Source organism: Allocoprobacillus halotolerans, from assembly GCF_024399475.1.
In the GTDB taxonomy this organism is placed as follows: domain Bacteria; phylum Bacillota_I; class Bacilli_A; order Erysipelotrichales; family Coprobacillaceae; genus Allocoprobacillus; species Allocoprobacillus halotolerans.
Window position 1 is genome coordinate 1,831,766 of sequence record NZ_CP101620.1, and the last position, 20,119, is coordinate 1,851,884.

General features: G+C 30.4%; 23 protein-coding genes and 1 riboswitch. Of the genes, 19 read left to right on the forward strand and 4 right to left on the reverse strand.

The window, feature by feature from the left end; genetic code table 11:
* Positions 1 to 349: 349 nt before the first annotated feature.
* The 12 genes from ltrA to NMU03_RS10885 all read left to right on the forward strand — a co-directional run bounded on the left by ltrA (position 350) and on the right by NMU03_RS10885 (position 11,088).
* Positions 350 to 1,666 (forward strand): group II intron reverse transcriptase/maturase, encoded by a 1,317-nt coding sequence (gene ltrA / locus NMU03_RS10830; RefSeq protein ID WP_290138291.1) that lies wholly within the window; start codon positions 350 to 352, stop codon positions 1,664 to 1,666.
* A gap of 431 nt (positions 1,667 to 2,097) precedes the next feature.
* Complete coding sequence (locus NMU03_RS10835) at positions 2,098 to 2,562, forward strand: LytTR family DNA-binding domain-containing protein (RefSeq protein WP_290138295.1); 465 nt, start codon at positions 2,098 to 2,100, stop codon at positions 2,560 to 2,562.
* Positions 2,563 to 2,673: 111 nt separating this feature from the next.
* Complete coding sequence (locus NMU03_RS10840) at positions 2,674 to 3,177, forward strand: DUF2589 domain-containing protein (RefSeq protein ID WP_290138298.1); 504 nt, start codon at positions 2,674 to 2,676, stop codon at positions 3,175 to 3,177.
* Between the two features lie 2 nt (positions 3,178 to 3,179).
* Positions 3,180 to 3,755 (forward strand): hypothetical protein, encoded by a 576-nt coding sequence (locus NMU03_RS10845; RefSeq protein ID WP_290138299.1) that lies wholly within the window; start codon positions 3,180 to 3,182, stop codon positions 3,753 to 3,755.
* A gap of 123 nt (positions 3,756 to 3,878) precedes the next feature.
* The gene (locus NMU03_RS10850; RefSeq protein ID WP_290138302.1) at positions 3,879 to 4,700 is read left to right on the forward strand and encodes a DUF2589 domain-containing protein; all 822 of its coding nucleotides are present in this window, start codon (positions 3,879 to 3,881) and stop codon (positions 4,698 to 4,700) included.
* On the forward strand, positions 4,697 to 4,963 hold the full coding sequence (locus tag NMU03_RS10855; RefSeq protein WP_290138304.1) for a hypothetical protein: 267 nt from the start codon (positions 4,697 to 4,699) through the stop codon (positions 4,961 to 4,963). The genes NMU03_RS10850 and NMU03_RS10855 overlap by 4 nt, the downstream gene beginning before the upstream one ends.
* A gap of 120 nt (positions 4,964 to 5,083) precedes the next feature.
* Complete coding sequence (locus tag NMU03_RS10860) at positions 5,084 to 5,803, forward strand: peptidoglycan recognition protein family protein (RefSeq protein ID WP_290138306.1); 720 nt, start codon at positions 5,084 to 5,086, stop codon at positions 5,801 to 5,803.
* Between the two features lie 4 nt (positions 5,804 to 5,807).
* Entirely contained in the window at positions 5,808 to 6,437 is a 630-nt protein-coding gene (locus NMU03_RS10865) for an endonuclease/exonuclease/phosphatase family protein (RefSeq protein ID WP_290138308.1), read from the forward strand.
* Positions 6,438 to 6,667: 230 nt separating this feature from the next.
* The gene (locus tag NMU03_RS10870; RefSeq protein ID WP_272595458.1) at positions 6,668 to 7,939 is read left to right on the forward strand and encodes a transposase; all 1,272 of its coding nucleotides are present in this window, start codon (positions 6,668 to 6,670) and stop codon (positions 7,937 to 7,939) included.
* Positions 7,940 to 8,179: 240 nt separating this feature from the next.
* Positions 8,180 to 9,076: a nucleotidyltransferase family protein gene (locus NMU03_RS10875; RefSeq protein WP_290138312.1), complete on the forward strand. Its 897-nt coding sequence runs from the start codon at positions 8,180 to 8,182 to the stop codon at positions 9,074 to 9,076.
* A gap of 133 nt (positions 9,077 to 9,209) precedes the next feature.
* Positions 9,210 to 9,509, forward strand: coding sequence for a phasin family protein (locus tag NMU03_RS10880; protein ID WP_290138314.1), 300 nt, complete (start codon positions 9,210 to 9,212; stop codon positions 9,507 to 9,509).
* The gene (locus NMU03_RS10885) at positions 9,493 to 11,088 is read left to right on the forward strand and encodes an ABC1 kinase family protein (protein WP_290138316.1); all 1,596 of its coding nucleotides are present in this window, start codon (positions 9,493 to 9,495) and stop codon (positions 11,086 to 11,088) included. The genes NMU03_RS10880 and NMU03_RS10885 overlap by 17 nt, the downstream gene beginning before the upstream one ends.
* An 8-nt stretch (positions 11,089 to 11,096) precedes the next feature.
* Here NMU03_RS10885 and NMU03_RS10890 read toward each other — a convergent pair whose 3' ends face one another.
* Positions 11,097 to 11,615 (reverse strand): Crp/Fnr family transcriptional regulator, encoded by a 519-nt coding sequence (locus NMU03_RS10890; protein WP_290138317.1) that lies wholly within the window; start codon positions 11,613 to 11,615, stop codon positions 11,097 to 11,099.
* A 190-nt stretch (positions 11,616 to 11,805) separates the two neighbouring features.
* On the opposite strand from NMU03_RS10890, the gene NMU03_RS10895 reads away from it, so the two are divergent.
* The 7 genes from NMU03_RS10895 (at position 11,806) to NMU03_RS10925 (ending at position 18,008) form a co-directional block, all read left to right on the forward strand.
* On the forward strand, positions 11,806 to 12,651 hold the full coding sequence (locus NMU03_RS10895; protein ID WP_290138318.1) for a YitT family protein: 846 nt from the start codon (positions 11,806 to 11,808) through the stop codon (positions 12,649 to 12,651).
* A gap of 461 nt (positions 12,652 to 13,112) precedes the next feature.
* Positions 13,113 to 14,177 (forward strand): AAA family ATPase, encoded by a 1,065-nt coding sequence (locus tag NMU03_RS10900; protein WP_290138319.1) that lies wholly within the window; start codon positions 13,113 to 13,115, stop codon positions 14,175 to 14,177.
* Between the two features lie 2 nt (positions 14,178 to 14,179).
* On the forward strand, positions 14,180 to 14,956 hold the full coding sequence (locus NMU03_RS10905; protein ID WP_290138320.1) for a hypothetical protein: 777 nt from the start codon (positions 14,180 to 14,182) through the stop codon (positions 14,954 to 14,956).
* 381 nt (positions 14,957 to 15,337) lie between these two features.
* Complete coding sequence (ahpC, locus tag NMU03_RS10910; protein ID WP_290138322.1) at positions 15,338 to 15,901, forward strand: alkyl hydroperoxide reductase subunit C; 564 nt, start codon at positions 15,338 to 15,340, stop codon at positions 15,899 to 15,901.
* Positions 15,902 to 15,989: 88 nt separating this feature from the next.
* Complete coding sequence (locus NMU03_RS10915) at positions 15,990 to 16,343, forward strand: FAD-dependent oxidoreductase (RefSeq protein WP_290142329.1); 354 nt, start codon at positions 15,990 to 15,992, stop codon at positions 16,341 to 16,343.
* Complete coding sequence (locus NMU03_RS10920; RefSeq protein WP_290142330.1) at positions 16,340 to 17,509, forward strand: FAD-dependent oxidoreductase; 1,170 nt, start codon at positions 16,340 to 16,342, stop codon at positions 17,507 to 17,509. The genes NMU03_RS10915 and NMU03_RS10920 overlap by 4 nt, the downstream gene beginning before the upstream one ends.
* A 190-nt stretch (positions 17,510 to 17,699) precedes the next feature.
* Positions 17,700 to 18,008 (forward strand): type II toxin-antitoxin system RelB/DinJ family antitoxin, encoded by a 309-nt coding sequence (locus NMU03_RS10925; RefSeq protein ID WP_290138323.1) that lies wholly within the window; start codon positions 17,700 to 17,702, stop codon positions 18,006 to 18,008.
* 356 nt (positions 18,009 to 18,364) lie between these two features.
* Here the strand turns inward: NMU03_RS10925 and NMU03_RS10930 are convergent, their stop codons facing one another.
* From NMU03_RS10930 to NMU03_RS17685, 3 genes are all read right to left on the reverse strand, one after another.
* Positions 18,365 to 19,168: a DUF2238 domain-containing protein gene (locus tag NMU03_RS10930; RefSeq protein ID WP_494337173.1), complete on the reverse strand. Its 804-nt coding sequence runs from the start codon at positions 19,166 to 19,168 to the stop codon at positions 18,365 to 18,367.
* A gap of 112 nt (positions 19,169 to 19,280) precedes the next feature.
* Complete coding sequence (locus NMU03_RS10935; RefSeq protein ID WP_353956613.1) at positions 19,281 to 19,637, reverse strand: DNA-deoxyinosine glycosylase; 357 nt, start codon at positions 19,635 to 19,637, stop codon at positions 19,281 to 19,283.
* 2 nt (positions 19,638 to 19,639) lie between these two features.
* Positions 19,640 to 19,777, reverse strand: a complete 138-nt coding sequence (locus NMU03_RS17685; protein WP_353956614.1) for a uracil-DNA glycosylase family protein — start codon at positions 19,775 to 19,777, stop codon at positions 19,640 to 19,642.
* A gap of 173 nt (positions 19,778 to 19,950) precedes the next feature.
* Positions 19,951 to 20,071, forward strand: a riboswitch (FMN riboswitch).
* Positions 20,072 to 20,119: the final 48 nt, after the last annotated feature.

Genomic DNA, 20,119 nt, shown 5'->3' on the forward strand with positions numbered 1-20,119 from the left:
CGAGGAACACGAATCACATCAGGCATATAATAGGGACGAGTGTGCAAAACAACACGAAGTCATAAGAGGTTGCGGAATAGGACTATTATATGTAAATGTGGCGGATATATGGGAGGAAAGAGATATGACCTTATCCCGGGAGGTCTCACTAGCGATACAGCAGTAACAACGAATAGTGAGAAGTCAGCAGAAGTCGTAGTAGTAAGGAAGTGACTGTAATGGTCATGGAGCGAAGGACTGAATAAATCTATCAGTTATTGAATTTTGAATTGATTTCATTATACGAAACCGTGGAGATAGACGAGTACACTAGAAGACCCGAAAGAAGAATGTAGGGAAGGTGAGTATAATGGATAGCGAAAGAAATGGAGGTAACGAAAATATGAAAACTGATAACACATTGCTTGAGGAAATGCTTAGTGATACTAATCTAGAACTAGCATTTACACAAGTCAAACGAAACAAAGGTGCAAGTGGAGTAGATGGAATGGAAGTAGCTGAACTTAAAGACTATTTAGATAAACATCTAGAAGAAATTAAGGACAGTATACGAAACAAGACATATAAGCCACAACCTGTGAGAAGAGTAGAAATACCCAAACCCGATGGCGGAATACGAAATCTAGGAGTGCCAACAGTACTTGATAGATTTGTCCAACAAGCCATAGCCCAAGTGTTAATACCTATCTATGAACCAATATTCAGTGACAATAGTTTTGGATTTAGACCAAATAGATGTTGCGAAATGGCAATCATCAAAGCATTGGAATATATGAATGAAGGCTATCAGTGGATAGTAGATATAGACCTAGAAAAGTTCTTTGATACAGTTAATCATGATAAACTTATTTCACTTGTCATGAAAGATGTAAAGAGTGGAGAAATAGTATCCCTAATTAGGAAATATCTAGTAAGCGGGATTATGATTGATAATGAATATAAAGAGTCAGTCGTAGGAACACCACAAGGTGGAAATCTAAGTCCGCTACTCAGTAACATAGTTCTCAATGAACTAGATAAGGAAATGGAAGCACGAGGACTAAGATTCACACGATATGCAGATGATTGTATTATATTAGTGGGTAGCAGTAAAGCCGCCGATAGAGTAATGGAAAACATTAGTAAATTCATAGAAAAGAAACTAGGACTTAAAGTAAATATGACTAAAAGTAAAGTTTCCAAACCTAATGATATTAAATATCTAGGATTTGGATTCTATTATGACTCTTTTTCATCTATGTGGAAAGCAAAACCACATGAGAAATCTATCGCAACACTGCAAACAAAACTAAGGAGACTAACAAATAGAAGTTGGTCAGTATCGTGGGAATATAGAATACTTAAGATAAGACAACTTGTAAATGGGTGGATTAACTATTACCGTATTGGAAATTTTATAAAAGTCTGTAGAAAACTAGATGCACAAATAAGATTTAGGATACGTATGTACTTATGGAAGAAATGGAAAACCATAGGAAATAGAGAAAAGCAACTAAGAAAGTTAGGGGCATTACCATGGCAAGCTAAAACTTGGGCAAACAGTCGAAAATCATATGCAAGATGTGCAAGTACATTTCTTCAAACAAGAATAACTAATGATTTATTATATAGAAAAGGACTACCATCAATGGTAGCCCAATATCAGTTAAAACATATTTCAGTATAGATTTAAACCGCCGTATGCCGAACGGCACGTACGGTGGTGTGAGAGGTCGAAAATAAATATAAAATTATTTATTTTCTCCTACTCGATTATTTCACTATTTTGATAAAGATTAAAAACGATTAATATTATTCAATTCTCAACAAATACAGTTATATCAATATAAATGATATTTGTTGAACTCATATTCAATATGAATTTATATTAAACAATGAGACTTCTTAATATTTTGGTTTTTTTGTTTTATAGATGAAAATAAATGACGCTATATTATTCATATCAAAATGTTGTAAACTTATATGAGAAAAGAAAATTTCATAATGTGGATGGAATTTGTAAAATAGTGAAAAAATATGCAAAATAATAATAAACACAACTATTCATGACAAAAATCATGTAAATAAAATATATATCTAAGGATATAAGGAGTGTTTATGAAAATAAGAATAGAAGAAGATTGTGGTATGAATCATCATCAAATGAAATTAGTTATTCATCCACAAATTAGACATATTGCTGAAAAAGTTATTGAAACAATGTCTGCTTCATTAGAAAGTATACATGGTTACGATGAATATAATAATATGTATTTTATCCCAATTGTTTCTATTGTATATATTGAAACAATAGATCATAAATTATATGCTTATACAAAAAATCAAGTTTATTATCTACATTTTTATTCATTAAAAGAATTAATGCGTAAAAAATTCTTACCACAATTTTGTCAGATTAATGCCCAAACTCTTGTTAATACAGATTATGTATGTGCTTATCGTATAGATGAAAATAGCCGTAGAAAAATTATTTTAGAAAATGGAGAAATACTGATTGTCAATAGAAGTTATAAAAATAGATTTGAAAATGTCATGAATATAAAAAATAAAGTTGTAAAATAGTAAAAATATTTGAAAGAAAAGATATTTTTAAGATAATGTTTTTAAAATCATTTATAATGAAAGTATGATGAAATAACGTTATTTTGTTGAAGAGAAAAGGAGGAAGAAAACATGGCAATAGGAAGTCAATTTACAGGTTTAGATATGAAAGAATTAATTGGTGGCCCATTAAGTGCTGCAGCTGACGCAAGTGTACAACTTGCTCAAAGTACAGCTGAGTTCATTAATGAGGTTGGATTTGATGAACAAAAGAAAGTCAGAAATGTTCAATTTGGTTATACAAAAAAGAATGAGAATCCAGATGGAACAATCAGTAATGATGATATGAATGTGAATGTTCCATTACTTGCGATTGTTCCTATTCCTAACTTACAAATTGATGAAGTAAACATCTTGTTTGATATGGAAGTCAAAGAGAGTCAAAAGAGTGAATCATCTAAAGATTATGGTGGAAGTTTTACAGGAACAGCTAATTTTGGAATATTTAAAGCAACTGTTTCAGGTAGTGTTTCTGCTCATGAATCTAATACAAGAAGCAGTGACAATTCTGCAAAATATCATGTTGATGTGCGAGCAACCAATCATGGTACTCCAGAAGGATTATCCGCGTTTTAGATATGATGTCTGCATGCATTGCACCAGAACTTCTTGGAAGTACGATTGTAGGAGAAGATGGAAAAGCATTAGAAGGTCAGCGTAAAGAACGTGCACAAAAATTAAAACAATTACAAGCAGAAATTATGGTGTGTAATAAAAAAACAAATGCTGCGAAGGATTCAATGGCTATTGCTTTAGAAAGATTAAAAAAGAAAGCTACAAGCTGTGAAAATCAATATCTTGCGAATCTTTCTGTACTGATGAGTAAACTTGATGACAGTGAAGAATCAAAAGGGAAGTTAGAAAATTATCAACAAATGCAAAACCAAGTTTCAATAGAATGGGGAGATTTTATTCAAAATACACAAGATCGTGTTGATATGATTGAAAGTTTGAATCTTGAACAAGAAGATGATATTTTCACACAACATATTTTATTAACTTGTATTAATAGTGAAGGGAATACAGAAGTTGTCAATCAGGAATTTAAAAATTATTTCCATCTTGCTATAGAAGCTAAAAAACAAGTGACATTATGTCAAGAAGATACAGACAACAAACAAGAAGAATATAATCGCATGATGTATGGTGGATAATGATGGCGAAAAATAGAAAAAAGAAGATATTAATGAATTTGAAAATAACACAACAACTGAAAACAAATTTACAAATTTAAAAGATCTTGTTGAAGCCCCTTTATTAGCTATTGCGGATCAAACGTGACACTTGGCAAATCCATTGTAGATTATATTCAAACATCTGGAACACCAACGACAATTTATAATGAAAAAGTGACTGTGCTTGAAAACATTAATCTTGGATATCAGCAAGTCAAACAGGGAGATAATCATACACAAGTCATAGAAGACATGGCTTTGCAGATTCCACTATTATCAATCATGCCAATTTCTAATTTACAAATAAAAAAAGCAAAAGTGGATTTTAATGCAGAAGTGCGTGGCGTTGAGGATGAAAATCATAATATCTATTATCAGGCCAGAGTCTGTGCTCCAGAAAGTCGATCTACAGATTATCTATCTAAAATTCATTTTGAAATTGAGGTAGAATCTTCTGAAATGAGTGAGGGTATGGCAAGATGTATGGATGTTTTGAATTTACATCAAATTCCTAAAAAGATAGATACACGTCCAACTGATGCGACAGGAAATGTTTTGGATGCAAAAAGACAAGAAAGTTTTGAAAAGAAAAATCAATTAATGAAAGAAATTAATGATACACATCTTGCTATTAAAAAATTAGAAGATTTTATACATAATCAAATTATTCAATTTGATTCAGCTTTAAAAAATATTGAAGAATTAAAAGATAACAATTATGAAAGTTTTATAACAAACAATAGACAAAAAGATATTAAACAATTACTTCAAAAAGAGAAAACAAATGAAAATCTTTTAACAATTCAAACTCTTTATCAAGATATTCAAAACAATGTTGTACAAAAAGAACAACTTCAACAGCAAGCAAAACAATTAGAACAAGAGCTTCTCAATATAGATATCCAAAAAGTATTAAATACATGAAAAACACAGATTTAGAAATTCAAGATATTGCTTATGTTCATATTGTAACTATAGGAAGTATCAATCCTAATCATCCGCTATCAGATCAAGAAAGACAAAAACAGGTTGATCATTTAAATCGATGCTTAAATGAATCACCTAAGGGTCGTATTATAGCATTTGATAGAAGTGTGGGACAATTTGCTGTTGGACAACATGAGTTTATTATGGAAAAGATTACTTATCATGTTGGATTTAAAAGAAAACCTTATTGGATTAAATGAAAAACCATTATTAGAAGAGATTGTTGTAAAAGGATTAAAGATCACTTCATTTGCATACGCTTGGGAAATTTGTTTAACGAATTGTATTGTCAAAATTTATGTGAAAGAGAGGTGAGATTGATGCAAATAAAAGAGCATTTAATATCAAAAACAAAATATAAAATCAAATGTCCCAATTTAATGACAGTCAAATGGATTGTTATTCATAATACAGCTAATGATGCTTCAGCTCAAAATGAAGTCAATTATATGCAATCAAATAATAATCAAATATCATATCATTTTGCTGTTGATGATAAAGAAATTATTCAGGCATTACCCTTGAATCGTAATGGTTGGCATGCTGGTGATGGATATAAAGAAAATGGAGGAAATAAATGTGGGATTGCTATTGAAATCTGTTATTCAAAAAGTGGTGGAGACAGATTTCTACAAGCAGAGAAAAATGCCGCTTGGTTAGCAGCAAAGTTATTAAAAGACTATGAATTTGATATAACACATTTAAAAAAGCATCAGGATTTTGCTAATAAATATTGCCCTCATCGTACTATGGATTTAGGATGGTCAAGATTTGTAGATATGGTAAAAAAACAATTACAAACAATGAAACCATCATCACAATCTGGAAATAAACAAATTTCTGTAAGTTATTATCCTCAATATAAGGGTACATCTTTATCATTTGTTGATGCTTTAAATACATTACATATTGATAGTTCTAAAACATCACGACAACAAATTGCGCTGAATAATGGGATTATTGGATATAGTGGAACTGCAAAACAAAATCAGCAATTATTCCAATTATTAAAACAGGGAAAATTGAAAAAGGAGAAATGAAAAAATGAATAGAAATATTATGACTTGGAATGTACGTGGCGCTGGTCGATATGGTGAGCATAAACTAAGGATATTATCTGAATGTATAGAACATTATAATCCAATCATTATTTTGTTACAGGATGCAGGATGTGAAGATGATAATGTTTATATCAAGACTTTACTTCACAAATCTTATGAAGTTTATGATGTTGTAGCAGGAAATACAGAAAGATATCGTTTGATAACTGCAGTGAAAGTACCTGATATATCGGTGATGACAAATCATGGTAGAATTGAATATGATTCTACTTATAGAAATGATCCGGGAGCAAGACGACCTTTACTATTAGACTGCCTTTATAATCAAGTTCGCTTTCATTTATATAATGTTTATAATATAACAAATCAACAAAAATCAAAACAAGAAATTATAGATTTGTATACATATGTTCAACATGATGGAGCAGCAAACAGAATAGTAGCTGGGGATTTTAATCTGACTTCAACATTACTAAGTTTAAATATTCAAGGATATGAAACGAAAAGGAATAATTTGGATTATGTGACTTCAACATTTACTTTACAAAATTCCCATCATATTCTATCTCCAAGTGACCATGAGATATTAATATGTGAAGTTGATTTTCGATAAAAATAATGACTATTAAAATGAGGATAGATATCCTGCTTTTAATAGTCCTTTTTTATTGTATATCTTTTACTTATCTAAATGAAAAAGAATTTTGAGTTTCGGTAAAAAAATAAAAAACAGGTAAAAAGTTATTCACAAATTGCCTGTTTTGCTTTATTTATAAGGAAAATCAGCCTCTTAAATGTTATAATAATTTTAGATCAATAAACAAAATTTAGGAGGGATTTTCCATGAGTTATTTTACCACAGATCTATATGAAACGAAAAGAGAAATTGTCAATTTTTCTAATAAATTATCAGACAGTCTTGATAAACCTGCTGCCAAGTTTGTCATGGACATGATGTTTGGTCTTGCAAGAAGTCAAAGTGTTCTACTTAGCGATATTGCCAGAGCTCTTGATGAAAATATCAAGCTCAATTATACAATTGACAGATTATCCAATCATTTGGCTCAATTTGATGATGAAGCAATGAACCAAATGAAATCCAATTATAATGATATGGTTATCAAGCATCTTAGCGAAGACAGGATCATTTTACTTGATAACAGTGAAATCATCAAAAAATATGGAAGAAAATTTGAAGATCTTTGTATGGTCAGGGATGCTTCCTCACTTAAGGATGACATTTATCCTGGATACCATGTATGTGAGGCAACTGCCCTCACACAGGATCAACATCATCCAATATCTTTGTATAGCCATATCTATTCAACTGAAAGTGAAGGATTCAGGTCAATGAACGATGAAACAATAAAGAGCATAAAATATGTCAAATCTCTCATTCCTGAAAGATGTACATTTGTATGTGACAGGGGATATGATGCCAATGTATTTTATGATTACTTCATAGATGAAAATCATAATGCAGATGATTTCATCATCAGACTCAAAGAAAATAGAACATTATTGTTTAAAGGGAAGCCAAAGAAAGTAGGAGAAATCGCCAAAAGAAGAAAAGGCAAGATTAAGATGAACATGTATTTTTCTAAGGAAGATAGTGAAGTCTATGTATCACATACGAGAGTGGAACTGCCATCACAAAAGGGAAGGATATTAAATCTAGTCATTGTGTATGGATTAAGTGAAGAAAAACCGATGATGCTTTTAACGAATAGAGAGATCAGGAATAAAAGAGATGTGCATAAGATAGTGAGGGCATATATGTCAAGGTGGCGAATCGAGGAGAAATTCAGATTCAAAAAGAATCAGTACGGTTTTGAAAATATAAGAGTAAGGACAATGAAATCAATAAATGTATTGAATACGATATTGATGATGCATATAGGGCATATAACACTGTTGGCAGAGAAAGTAGACAAGAAATTACTGGTCATAAAGATGATAGAGAGAAGCAAATCGCTTAAAGGAAAGAGATATTACTGGTGCTATCAGATCAGTAAAGGGATACAGGAAATATTAAAATATGCACAAAAGGGAATCAAGGAGTTTCAAAATATAAGAGAGAAGCAGGAATACAGGCAGCTACAACTGAAACTATAAAATGAACATATAGTAAATAATAAAAAAGGTCATGAAAATGACACTTTTTCAGCTACAATAAAAAGAGAACAAAAACAAAAAAGATGATATAGATAAGAAAACAAGGGTTATGACAATAAACAACAAGACATACCCTTCAAAAAAGAATGCAAAAAACCGAAAGTCAAAAAAAGAATATGTTGTTATATGGGGAATAAATTGGTATAATTGAATTTAGATAAAATTAAGGAGTTGAAAATAATGAATAATGTAACACTTGTTGTCATGGCAGCAGGAATAGGAAGTCGCTTTGGTGGTGGTATTAAACAGCTAGAACCAGTAGGACCAAATGGTGAAATCATTATGGATTATTCTATCTATGATGCTTTAGCAGCTGGATTTAATAAAGTTGTTTTTGTTATTAGAAAAGATTTAGAAAAAGACTTTGATGAAATCATTGGACAAAGAATGAAAAAGAAAATCCAAGTTGAATATGCTTTCCAGGAAGTTGGTAATATTCCTGAACAATATAAAGAGAAATTTAAAGGACGTACAAAACCTTGGGGAACAGGACAAGCTATTTTATCATGTAAAGGTTTAGTCAATGAACCATTCCTTGTGATTAATGCTGATGATTATTATGGAAGAGAAGCTTATGAAGAAGCTTATCGTTATTTAACACAAGAACATCCAAAAACACCAATGCCAGTATGTATGGTTGGTTTTATCTTAAAGAATACATTAAGTGATAATGGTGGAGTCACAAGAGGTGTTTGTCAAATTCAAGATAATCAGCTAATTGATATTGTTGAAACACATAATATAGAAAAAATTGATGGAAAAGCTGTTGTTGATGGAAAAGAAATTGATTTAGATTCAGCAGTATCTATGAATATGTGGGGATTATATCCTGAATTTATAGATGTTTTAGAACAAGGATTCCAAACATTCTTAGAAGAAACACCATCAGATAATCTTAAAGCGGAATACTTATTACCAACAATCATTGGAGATTTATTACATAGTCAACAAGCTGTTGTTACAGCATTGAAATCAAATGATGAATGGTTTGGTGTGACATATAAAGAAGATAAAGATTTTGTAAAGGAAAACATTCAAGCATTAGTAAAAAAAGGAATGTATCCTGAAGTGTTATAAAACAAGCATTATGAATATTTAAGGAGCTGCTTTGACAGCTCTTTTCTTATTTTTTCATATTGAAAAACATCAAACCTACACATTTGACAAAATTCGTAGTAAAATAAGAATATATAACGAAGGAGGAATTGTTATGAATAATTTTAGTGAAGATTTAAAGAAGGTTTTATTAGCTGGTATTGGAGCTGTGGCAGTCACAGCTGAAAAATCTAAAGAAGTGGTAGAAGACCTTGTTAAAAAAGGAGAAATTACAGTTGAACAAGGAAAAGTCTTAAATGAAGAATTAAAACATAGCGTTGCTGAAAAATTAAGAAAACCAGTTAGTGTAGAAACTGTTGAAAAAGATTTACAGAACATGGACGTAGAAGACTTAGAAGCTTTAAAAGCAAAAATTGAAGAATTACAAAAAGCAAAGAATGAAACAAAAGAATAGTTTAAGTACCAAACGTCGTCTTGCTCAAATTCTTGCAATACTAAGAAAACATCATTTAACAAAAGGGATTGATCCTGTTAAGTTCAGGATGATTTTAGAAGATTTAGGACCAACCTTTGTCAAGATTGGTCAAATCATGGCCTCTCGACAAGATATGTTTTCTAAACGTTATTGTCGAGAATTGGTCAAATTAAGAGATAATGTTGCTCCTATGAGTATGGAAACGATACGCCATGTGATTGAAACTGAATATCAAGAAAAACTAAATGATGTTTTCTTGGATTTTGATCATACACCATTAGGCAGTGCTTCCATTGCTCAAGTACATAAAGCAACATTAAAGGATGGACGACAAATCGTTGTGAAAGTTCAACGTCCTGATATTTATGAAATGATGGAAAGAGATATTTCATTAATTCGTAAAGCTGTAAAAATTTTAAAATTAAATGATGTTTTAGGAAGTGTTGTAGATTTAAATATTGTTTTAGATGAATTCTGGCATACTGCAAAAGAAGAAATGGATTTTTTAAACGAAGCGCGTTTTGCTAGAAAATTTGCTTATTTACATCAAGATATTCAATATATTAGTGCACCAGTTATTATTGATGAATATAGTACCAGTAAAGTGCTTGTTATGGAATATATAGAAGGATATGAAATTGATGATCGTATCAGTTTGAAAGAGGCTGGCTATGATTTAAAGGAAATTGCTGCAAAGCTGGCAGAAAATTATATTAAACAGATTGTTGATGATGGCTTTTTTCATGCCGATCCTCATCCTGGTAATTTAAGGGTACGTGATGGCAAGATTGTCTGGATTGATTTTGGAATGATGGGTATTTTGAATCGTACTGATAAAGATTTAATGAAAGAAGCTGTATTAGCGATTGGTCAAAATGATACGCAAAAGCTTGTTGATGTTATTTTAACCTTGGGAGAACATGATAATCGTATTGATTATGCTTTGTTTTATGATAATATTGAAACTTTTATGAAACACTATGTGACTGTTGATTTAACAGATATTAATTTAGGGGATGTTGTCCAGGAAATCTTTGTGATTGCCCATAAACATCGTATCTCTATGCCAAAAGGTGTCAGTATGTTGGCAAGAGGTTTAGTAACAATTGAAAGTACCGTGATGCTTATTGACCCACATATTAGTATTATAGAGATTGCCGCTAATCATGTGGCGAATCATCTTTCTAAACATTTTGATTATAAAAAAGAATTAACGAACTCAGCCAAAAAATTATATGATGCTTCGCAAAATATGCTTCATCTTCCAATTCAATTATCAGAAGTCATGCGTATGATTATGAAAGGAAGATTAAAAATCAATCTTGATATGATGGAATCAAGTGTCCCAATGAACGCTATTAATCATATGGTGAATAAGCTTGTTGTTGGAATTGTCAGTGCTGGTTTGTTAATGGCAAGTAGTTTATTATGTACAACGCAAATGACACCCAAAGTGTTTGGAATTCCTGCTTTAGGTTTTATTGGTTATATGACTGCTGTGGGACTAGGAATTTGGTTGTTGTTAACAGTTCTTAAAGAAAGAAAACAGAAAAAATAAAGCTGTATTTATTGATGTAAAAATGCATACAGCTTATTTTTGTCTTTAATCACAATGGTTTTATATTGTAATAAAATCATTTTTTCTTTTTCAAATTCATTTAAAACTTTGGTCACAGTTACACGTGATAAACCAAGCAATGAGGCTATTTCTTCATGCGTATAAGAAATTTCATGATGCTTTTGGTCCATTTGATCTAATAAGAATGCTGCGACTTTTTCATAACGATTATAAGTATATGATCTTTTGATTATCGATGTTAAATAATTACAAGTCTGCGACATGGATTGCATAATGGAAATCATCAAATCTGGAGATTGCAGACAATAAGAATAAAGAGCCTCAGGATAACAGGCAATCACTTCAACGTCATTAATCGCATTAACCGTTGTAGGACGTACAGAATGTTGAATAAAAGCTGATTCACCAAATATCTGGCCACGCTGCAAGATATCCATTGTGACTTCTTTGCCATTGCTATTCATCACATAAACTCTGACTTTCCCTTTTACAATCAAAAATACCAAATCGCGTCATCTTCTTGCATATAGATAATGTCTGAGGGCTGATAGACTTGTCTTTGTCCAGCTTTTTCAAAGTATTGAAAACATTCTTTTTTGATTTTCATAAAACTTCACCACTTTTCTTTTTAATTGTAACATAGATTACATTTTATAAAAAGTATATATGATAAAGTCTTGGGCGAGGTGAGGAAATATGAAACAAAAAGTCTTAAATTTGGTTTACATTATTGTTGGAAACATTTTTATTGCTTTAGCAATCAATACATTAATCTTAGAAAATCATATTATTGTTGGTGGAACTTCTGGAATAGGAAATGTTTTAAATCATTATTTTGATATTCCTGTTTCATTAAGTGTTGGATGTTTAAATATCTGTTTATTTTTAATTGGTTTATTTTTCATTGGGAAAAGATTTGCCATGACAACGTTAATTTCAACATTCTTATTCCCAATTGTTTTACAATTCTTTGAAACTCAACCCATGTTTCATCATTATTTAGATGATCCATTATTAGCTGCGATTTTAGCTGCCTGTCTTGTTGGTGTAGGAATTGGGTTAATTCTAAAAGCCAATGCTTCAACGGGTGGAGTTGATATTTTAGCCATTCTTTTGAATAAAAAATTTGGTTTCCCAGTCCATATTGTTTTAAACTGTATTGATTTATGTATTCTTGTTTTACAGTTTACATTCAATGATACAACCCATGTCATTTATGGAATTATGATTGTTATGATTACATCAGTTGTGTTAAATAAAACATTAACACAAGGAACAAGTTTAGTTCAGTTAACAGTTATAAGTGATTATTATGAAGAAATGAAACAAACAATTTTACATGACTTTGATGCAGGTGTGACTTTATTAGCAAGTGAAAAAGGATATACAGAAGAAAAATCTAAACTTCTTTTATCTGTTTTACCTTATCGTAAACTCCCTGCTATTAAAGCAAAAATTCATGAAATTGATCCTTTGGCTTTTGTGATTGTTTCCCATGTTGAAGAAGTAGGGGGAAAAGGTTTTACATTAGAAAAATCGTAATATTTAAAGCTCATCAAGAGCTTTATTTTGATAATCTAGAATAACGTATACTCATCAATTATTTGGTTTAGGTTATCATGAGGTAAATAACACCCCAAACAATCAAACAAGTTATGATGGTGGATAATTCTTTCTGGGATACCCACTTTTATTTTATAGAATCTTATTTCATTTTGATCATAATAACTTCGATAAAAGGCACTTTTTTGATTATAGGGTTATATAAATTTGAAAAGTGCTAAGGTTGTAGATGTATTCAAGTTATAAAAAATTTATCTTTTTCTTGAATAGGATAAGAAAATCTATGTATAATATAAGTGTAAAAAAATACACTTTAATATATTGTTTGTGTAATAAATTTACAGATGGGAGATTGTGTATGTTAAAAAAGTTGTCATAAAAAATTATAAATCTTTTAAAAATGAAACAGTTATTGATTTAAAAGCAACGAAGTATAATTTTTGGAAGAAACAAATGTTGCAAATGGAATTGTAAAAGGATTGGTGTTTGTTGGTCCAAACTCTTCTGGAAAGTCTAATGCTATTCATGCTATATCAGTTTTATTAGATTTGTTATTTATAGAAAGTGAAATTTCTATTCCTTTACAAATGTGCTTCTATACTGGTGATAATTTAGAATTAAGTTATTTATTCGAAATTGATCAACACGACATATTATATGAATTTAGTTTTAACCGTAGTGGAAATGTGGTTGATGAAAAGTTGTATTTAGATAATAAAAAGTTGTTAACACGTTTGGGACAAGAGGCTGAAACTGAATTAAGTGAAACAACTCATTATCATAGTGACTCTATTGCAAAAAATGTGTTATTTTTAAGAACAATATATTTCAATACACATTTTGCAAAATTTCCAATATTAAAGAAATGGTTTACTTTTTTACAAAATTCGGTTTATTGTGATTTTTCTAATAATTTAAATATTGCTTTTAGTCCTAAAACTTTAAATAAATTACAAGAACATATTACAGAAGAAACAGTTGATAAGATGAATCAATTTCTTAAAGAATCTAAAATTGGATATAGTGTAAAATACACAAATGAATCAAAAATTAGTGAATTTTCAAATATTAATCTTGGTGATAAAAAAGAGTTTTTTGTGAAAAAGGAAGATTGTGATTATTGGATGCCATTGCATTTAGAATCGCAAGGAAATAAAGAATTCATTCCTTTAATACCTGCGATTCTTCATATTATAAATAATGATGGTATGTTCATCATTGATGAATTCAATGCGGCTTCATTTCATAATGAATTAGAAGAACTTATTATAAAATATATTTTAAAAAATTCAAAACAATCTCAATTAATCATCGCAACACATTCAACAAATGTTTTAAAAACATCACTGTTTAGACCTGATCAAATTTATTCTGTAGATTTTATTGGTAATGAAGGAAGCGTTATTAAAAGAATCTCTTCAGAAAGTCCAAGACAATCACAAAATTTAGAAAAAATGTATTTATCTGGAATCTTTGATGGTATTCCAAATTATCGAAATAAATAATCATGAATATTGTTCTTAATAAAAACAAAAAGATTGGGCAGGTTGTTTATATTGTTGAAGGTGAAAGAAAGGAATTTACTCTTTTAAATCAAATATTTACAAATATTTTAGATTATAGTTTTATTGAAGCAAAAAGTGTTGAAAATGTAAAATATACTTATAGAAGTAAAAGTGATAGAAATTCTAATGTTTGTGTTATTAAATCGATGTCTTCAAATATAAGTTCAATTGAAGATGTTACTCTATATATAGAAAACATTTATGGATTGCTTATCAGTGAATATGACATCGATATTGAAAATGCTGCAATATTTTATATATTTGATAGAGATCGTCAATCAAACAAAAATAAAGGTTTAATAAAAGACTTATTATCTCGTTTTTCTCATTCAAGAGATGATAATAATGAATTTTTAGGAAATGGATTATTATTGTTAAGTTATCCATCATTAGAAACATATATTATTTCATGTTTTGAAAAAGGGAGTCAAATAATATACAAACAATCAAACGAGTTAAAAGGATATTTAGATAAAAAACAATATCATCAAAATAAGATTACAGAAAAACATTTATTATTTGCAGCAAAAAATATGATTATGAATTTATATGAATTATGTCATTATAAATTTGATGTCAATGATCTTGATAATTTTGGAAAGATGAATGTCCAAATACTTGGCGCAGAGGAAAAATATTATCGCACAAACGGAATGGACAAATTATTAAGTTTGCTTAGTTTATCATTTTTTGATTTAGGCATATTTTGTGTTGAATAAAGATAGTAACTGCAAAGTAAAATAGTGAATTTTTAAGCAATGATTCCAATTGATTGTTGATATTTGTTAATACTTTGGAATGAACTTTATTATATAAGTTTTGAGATACAAAAAGTTAACCACCTAAATTTTATATTCAAATTTAGGTGGCCACATTATAGATAATATTTTATTTAGAATTGGTAAAGACAACCACACTATGTATAGATATAAAAGTATCTTATGGTATTGTCTTTTTTGCTTTATTTAAAATTTTGAGTGCATATGGTTTGTACTTTTGAAGTAAGTGTGTTAAACTGCATATAGTTAGTTAAAGCTAACTAATAATGAATCGTATAAAAAAGATAAAAATGTTTACAATACAATAAGGAGGTATAAACGATGTCATTAATTGGAAAAGAAATTAAAGAATTTAAAGCACAAGCTTATCAAAATGGAGAATTTAAAGAAATTACAAAAGAAGATTTATTAGGAAAATGGAATGTCTTTTTCTTCTATCCAGCAGACTTTACATTTGTTTGCCCAACTGAATTAGAAGATTTAGCAGACAAATATGAAGAATTTAAGAAAATCAACTGTGAAATCTATTCAGTATCATGTGATACACATTTCGTGCATAAAGCATGGCATGATGCTTCTCAAAGAATTCAAAAGATTCAATATCCTATGTTAGCTGATCCAACTGCTGCGATTGCGAAAGATTTAGATGTTTATATTGAAACAGATGGTTTGGCTGAAAGAGGAACATTTATTATCAATCCAGAAGGAAAAGTTGTGGCTTATGAAGTCATTGCAGGAAATGTAGGACGTAATAGCGAAGAATTATTAAGACGTGTTCAAGCTTCACAATTTGTAGCTGAACATGGTGATGAAGTGTGTCCAGCAAAATGGAAACCAGGTGAAGAAACACTAAAACCATCACTTGACTTAGTTGGAATGTTATAATGTCAAAGGTCTATGATGCAATTATCGTTGGTGGAGGCCCTGCGGGCTTTCTGCTGCGATTTATCTTGCAAGAGCAAAATACAGTATTCTGGTTTTAGAAAAAGAAAAATTTGGTGGACAGATTACAATCACATCAGATATTGTGAATTATCCTGGAGTTTTAGAAGACTCTGGTGAAGGCTTAACACAAAAGATGCGTCAACAAGCAGAAAGATTTGGTGCCACTTTTCAAAAAGCAGAAGTTAAAAAATTAAAGTTAGATCAACCTATTAAAAAAATAGAAACAAGTCAAGGCACATTAGAAAGTATTGGTCTTGTTTTAGCAACCGGTGCGCATCCTCGAAAATTAGGTTTCCCGGGTGAAAAAGAATATCAGGGTAGAGGTATTGCCTATTGTGCAACATGTGATGGAGAGTTTTTGAAGGTTGTCAATTGTTTGTGATTGGTGGTGGATTTGCAGCCTGTGAAGAGGCTATTTTCTTAACACAATATGCTTCCAAAGTGACAATGATTGTCAGAGAAGAAGATTTTACATGTGCGAAAACAATTGCTGATGAAGTTCGTGCTCATGAAAAAATTGAAATTATTTTTGAAACAGAAATCATTGAGGCTGGTGGTCATGAAACTTTAGAATATGCCGTTTTTAGAAACAATAAAGATCAATCTTCATGGCGTTATGATGCCAAAGAACAAGGTCGTTTTGGAATCTTTGTTTTTGCTGGATATGTTCCAGAAAATGAACTGTTTAAAGACCAACTTACAACCAATCTCCAAGGCTATTTATTAACAGATCGTCACCAAAAAACAAATATGGATGGTGTCTATGGAGCAGGAGATATTTGTGAAAAAGATTTGCGTCAGGTTGTCACAGCAGTCAGTGATGGTGCCATTGCTGCGACATCTTTAGAAAAATACATTACTGCAACAAAAGAAAAACATCATATTGAAACAGTTGTTTATCAAAACCAAACAGTTTCAAAAGAATCTTCACAAACAAATGATTCACAAATGTTTATTAGCGATGATATTCGTGAACAGTTAAAACCAATATTTGAAAGATTAACACAAGATGTTTATTTGATTGGGCAACTTGATCAAGATCGTTTTTCTTTAGAAATGAAAAATTTTATGGAAGAATTGGCTTCTTTAAGTTATCATATTCATCTTGATTATCAACCATTAGAAAAAGAAGTACAAATGAAAATCTGTGATGCCTCAAAGCATGATTTAGGTGTGCATTATCATATGGTGCCTGGAGGTCATGAATTTAATTCGTTTATTTTGGCTATTTATAATGCTGGAAGTGCTGGTCAACCAATCGATCAAGATATACTAGCAAAAATAAATGCTTTAACTCCTCATCAAATCCAAGTGTTTGTATCATTATCATGTACAATGTGTCCTGAAGTTGTACAAGCAACACAACGCATTGCTTTATTGAATCAAGATATTCAAACTTCTATTTATGATTTATCTCACTTCCCTGAATATAAAGATCAATATCATATTATGAGCGTACCATGTATGGTGATAGATCAACAACATGTTCTTTTTGGAAAGAAAAATCTTGAGGAAATGGTACAAGTATTAGAAAATATTTCTAAATAAAATCAAATTGAAAAAGACAATGAACCTGATTATATATATAACCATTGTCTTTTTTTATTTGTTATCAATTGTTATTTGTTTTATGCTATTTTTATAAATATAAATAATATAAAAATATGTTATTGTATTGCTTTTGAAGATACATTTGCATATAATATATGAAGAAGAAACTATGAAAGGAGTTTTTATAATGGCTACAAAATCATCTAGTTTTTATGCAAGGATTGATCCGGATATAAAGTTACAAGCAGAAAATATTTTATCGGGTTTGGGTATTTCTACATCCTGTGCAATAGATATTTTCTTTAGACAGATTGTATTGCACAAAGGTTTACCTTTTGAAGTCAAATTTCCATATGAAAAACCAATAATAGTCAGTTCGTTAACTCCAGAAGAACTTAATACAGAAATTCAAAAAGGATATGAAGATATATTAGCAGGGCGTACGAAAATGATTGATGAAGCCATAACTGATATGCAAAAAGATTTTCAATTATGATAAATTATCAAATTGTACTTTCTCAAGAAGCTGATAAAAATCTAAGAAATATCTTTTTGAATATTGCAAGCAACTTGCATTCTCCTGAAAATGCGAGAAGATTATGGAAAGAAATGAAATCACTTCTATTGATGTAAATGATAGGTATATATAATAAAAAGATGGGTAAAATCATCTTTTGACACTGATTTTAAAATTTATTTTATATTGATATATTTTTGTTTATTCACCCAGACATTTGAAAATCTTAAACATAGATTATATTGAGGTGAATAAAATTGGATTTTAATCAAAATGAATATGATATGTATGATTTTTATAATCAAAATCAACAACGCACTATCTTTCAGCCTTGGTTATGGTGGTTCTTTTTCCCACCACATATGATGCCACCTATTTTTCCGCCAAGGCCACCACAACCACCTAGACCGCCAAGACCTCCTGGACCTCCAAAACCACCGGGGCCACCAGGTCCACCATGGACACCTGGACCACCACCTCCTCGTCCAAGAGAATATATGTAAAAAGGCACTTTTTATGTGCCTTTTTAGATATTTTTTGTTTTTTTCTAATTTTTTATATTCAATACAAGCAACACCAATTGCTCCAGCTAAATCTAACATTAAATCTTTCATTGTATCGTTGAGTGCTTCATGTCCTTGCAAAGGAATATCATCCTCATCATAAAGAGTTGAACGGGTTGACTCCATATATTGTTGGTTATTGGTATCAAAAATATCATCAACTGTATATTCGCCAATTTCCCAGACTGCTCCAATCGCTAAAGCCACACACACGACAATTAAACTCATAAACAGTGGAGATACGGATAAAGGAATGGTGTATTCTTGATCGAGATATTCAATGACGATAAAGCCAACATATGCAATCACGACACCAGAAAAAGTATGTAAAATAGAGTCCCAGTAGGGGATACGTCCATAAAAATTCAAAACATCTCCTAAAATAAAACCACCAAATGCAAAGCTGATTAAGACAAAATCTAATAGATGTGGGATTTCAAAATGGTATAAGTCTTGAATAAATTTGGGAATACGCAAGACAAAAAGCATAGCGACTAACTGCACAATTGTAAATATTAAGCGTCCTTTATTTCCGTTTTGACGTGTGAATAATAAATAAATCGCAATCATCAACATCAAAACAACACTCCAAAAATAAACTTTCTAGCAATAATTAAATAATAAGGTTTTCTTTCTTTTAACTTCGTTTTCATAACTCCTCCATAATGTTTTCAATCATATCTTATGATTATGAACTTTCTATAAATTCATGACATATTTTTTGCCATTCTTTTAATAATTGTTCTAAAGAATAAGCAGCATTGGCAGGAGAAGTTGAAGGCAAACAATAATCTTTAATTCGTGTCATAGGATAACAATATTTCATATAGAGTTGATGCGCTTTTTTACCATTGGTATAAATATGTGTGATTTTTGTTTGTTTGAGTAAACTATTCAAATCATTGACTTGAACATTTTGAATCGAACTATCACTAGAACCTTGAATATCACAACTTTCAATGACATCCCATAAAGCAATATGATTAGCTAATAAAAAAGCTTTCTTTTCTTCAATGGAATTCAAAGATTGATGATGATACAACAAAACTAAGACTTTCCAAAAACGATTTTGCGATGATGATAAAAAAACATCGCTTCTCGTGATTTAACAGAAGGGAAAGAACCTAAAATAAGAATTTGAGAATCTTGATTATAAACAGGTTGAATATTATGTTTGGCTAACATATCCCCACACTCCTTTCTTTATCTTTTTTTATTATGAATCAAAATGAATGATTTCACAACAAAATTGCCTATTTTCTTAGGATTATGATAATCTTTATTTACAAAGGTTCAAAAAAGGTATATGATTAAAAACATAGATGATGTCAATTCTATAACCGGTTTTCAAAACTGAATAACGTCTTTGTGGCAGGGTGTAAGTCCCTACCGATGGTGATAGTCCATGACTCGCTTAACAGCGACTGATCTGGTGAAATTCCAGAACCGACGGTATAGTCCGGATGAGAAAAGACAAATTCTATGCGACTTAGACATTTTTTATGTTTAAGTTTTTTTTAGAAAAAG

Excerpts from the sequence above, each read along its gene's own strand:
- NMU03_RS10865 (WP_290138308.1), top strand. The coding sequence starts at position 5,808 with ATGAATAGAAATATTATGACTTGGAATGTACGTGGCGCTGGTCGATAT.
- NMU03_RS10925 (WP_290138323.1), top strand. The coding sequence starts at position 17,700 with ATGGCTACAAAATCATCTAGTTTTTATGCAAGGATTGATCCGGATATA.
- NMU03_RS10895 (WP_290138318.1), top strand. The coding sequence starts at position 11,806 with ATGAAACAAAAAGTCTTAAATTTGGTTTACATTATTGTTGGAAACATT.
- NMU03_RS10855 (WP_290138304.1), top strand. The coding sequence starts at position 4,697 with ATGAAAAACACAGATTTAGAAATTCAAGATATTGCTTATGTTCATATT.
- NMU03_RS10860 (WP_290138306.1), top strand. The coding sequence starts at position 5,084 with ATGCAAATAAAAGAGCATTTAATATCAAAAACAAAATATAAAATCAAA.
- NMU03_RS10870 (WP_272595458.1), top strand. The coding sequence starts at position 6,668 with ATGAGTTATTTTACCACAGATCTATATGAAACGAAAAGAGAAATTGTC.
- NMU03_RS10930 (WP_494337173.1), bottom strand. The coding sequence starts at position 19,168 with ATGTTGATGATTGCGATTTATTTATTATTCACACGTCAAAACGGAAAT.
- NMU03_RS10905 (WP_290138320.1), top strand. The coding sequence starts at position 14,180 with ATGAATATTGTTCTTAATAAAAACAAAAAGATTGGGCAGGTTGTTTAT.
- NMU03_RS10840 (WP_290138298.1), top strand. The coding sequence starts at position 2,674 with ATGGCAATAGGAAGTCAATTTACAGGTTTAGATATGAAAGAATTAATT.
- NMU03_RS17685 (WP_353956614.1), bottom strand. The coding sequence starts at position 19,777 with ATGTTAGCCAAACATAATATTCAACCTGTTTATAATCAAGATTCTCAA.
- NMU03_RS10835 (WP_290138295.1), top strand. The coding sequence starts at position 2,098 with ATGAAAATAAGAATAGAAGAAGATTGTGGTATGAATCATCATCAAATG.
- NMU03_RS10885 (WP_290138316.1), top strand. The coding sequence starts at position 9,493 with ATGAAACAAAAGAATAGTTTAAGTACCAAACGTCGTCTTGCTCAAATT.
- ahpC (WP_290138322.1), top strand. The coding sequence starts at position 15,338 with ATGTCATTAATTGGAAAAGAAATTAAAGAATTTAAAGCACAAGCTTAT.
- NMU03_RS10880 (WP_290138314.1), top strand. The coding sequence starts at position 9,210 with ATGAATAATTTTAGTGAAGATTTAAAGAAGGTTTTATTAGCTGGTATT.
- NMU03_RS10845 (WP_290138299.1), top strand. The coding sequence starts at position 3,180 with ATGATGTCTGCATGCATTGCACCAGAACTTCTTGGAAGTACGATTGTA.
- NMU03_RS10875 (WP_290138312.1), top strand. The coding sequence starts at position 8,180 with ATGAATAATGTAACACTTGTTGTCATGGCAGCAGGAATAGGAAGTCGC.
- ltrA (WP_290138291.1), top strand. The coding sequence starts at position 350 with ATGGATAGCGAAAGAAATGGAGGTAACGAAAATATGAAAACTGATAAC.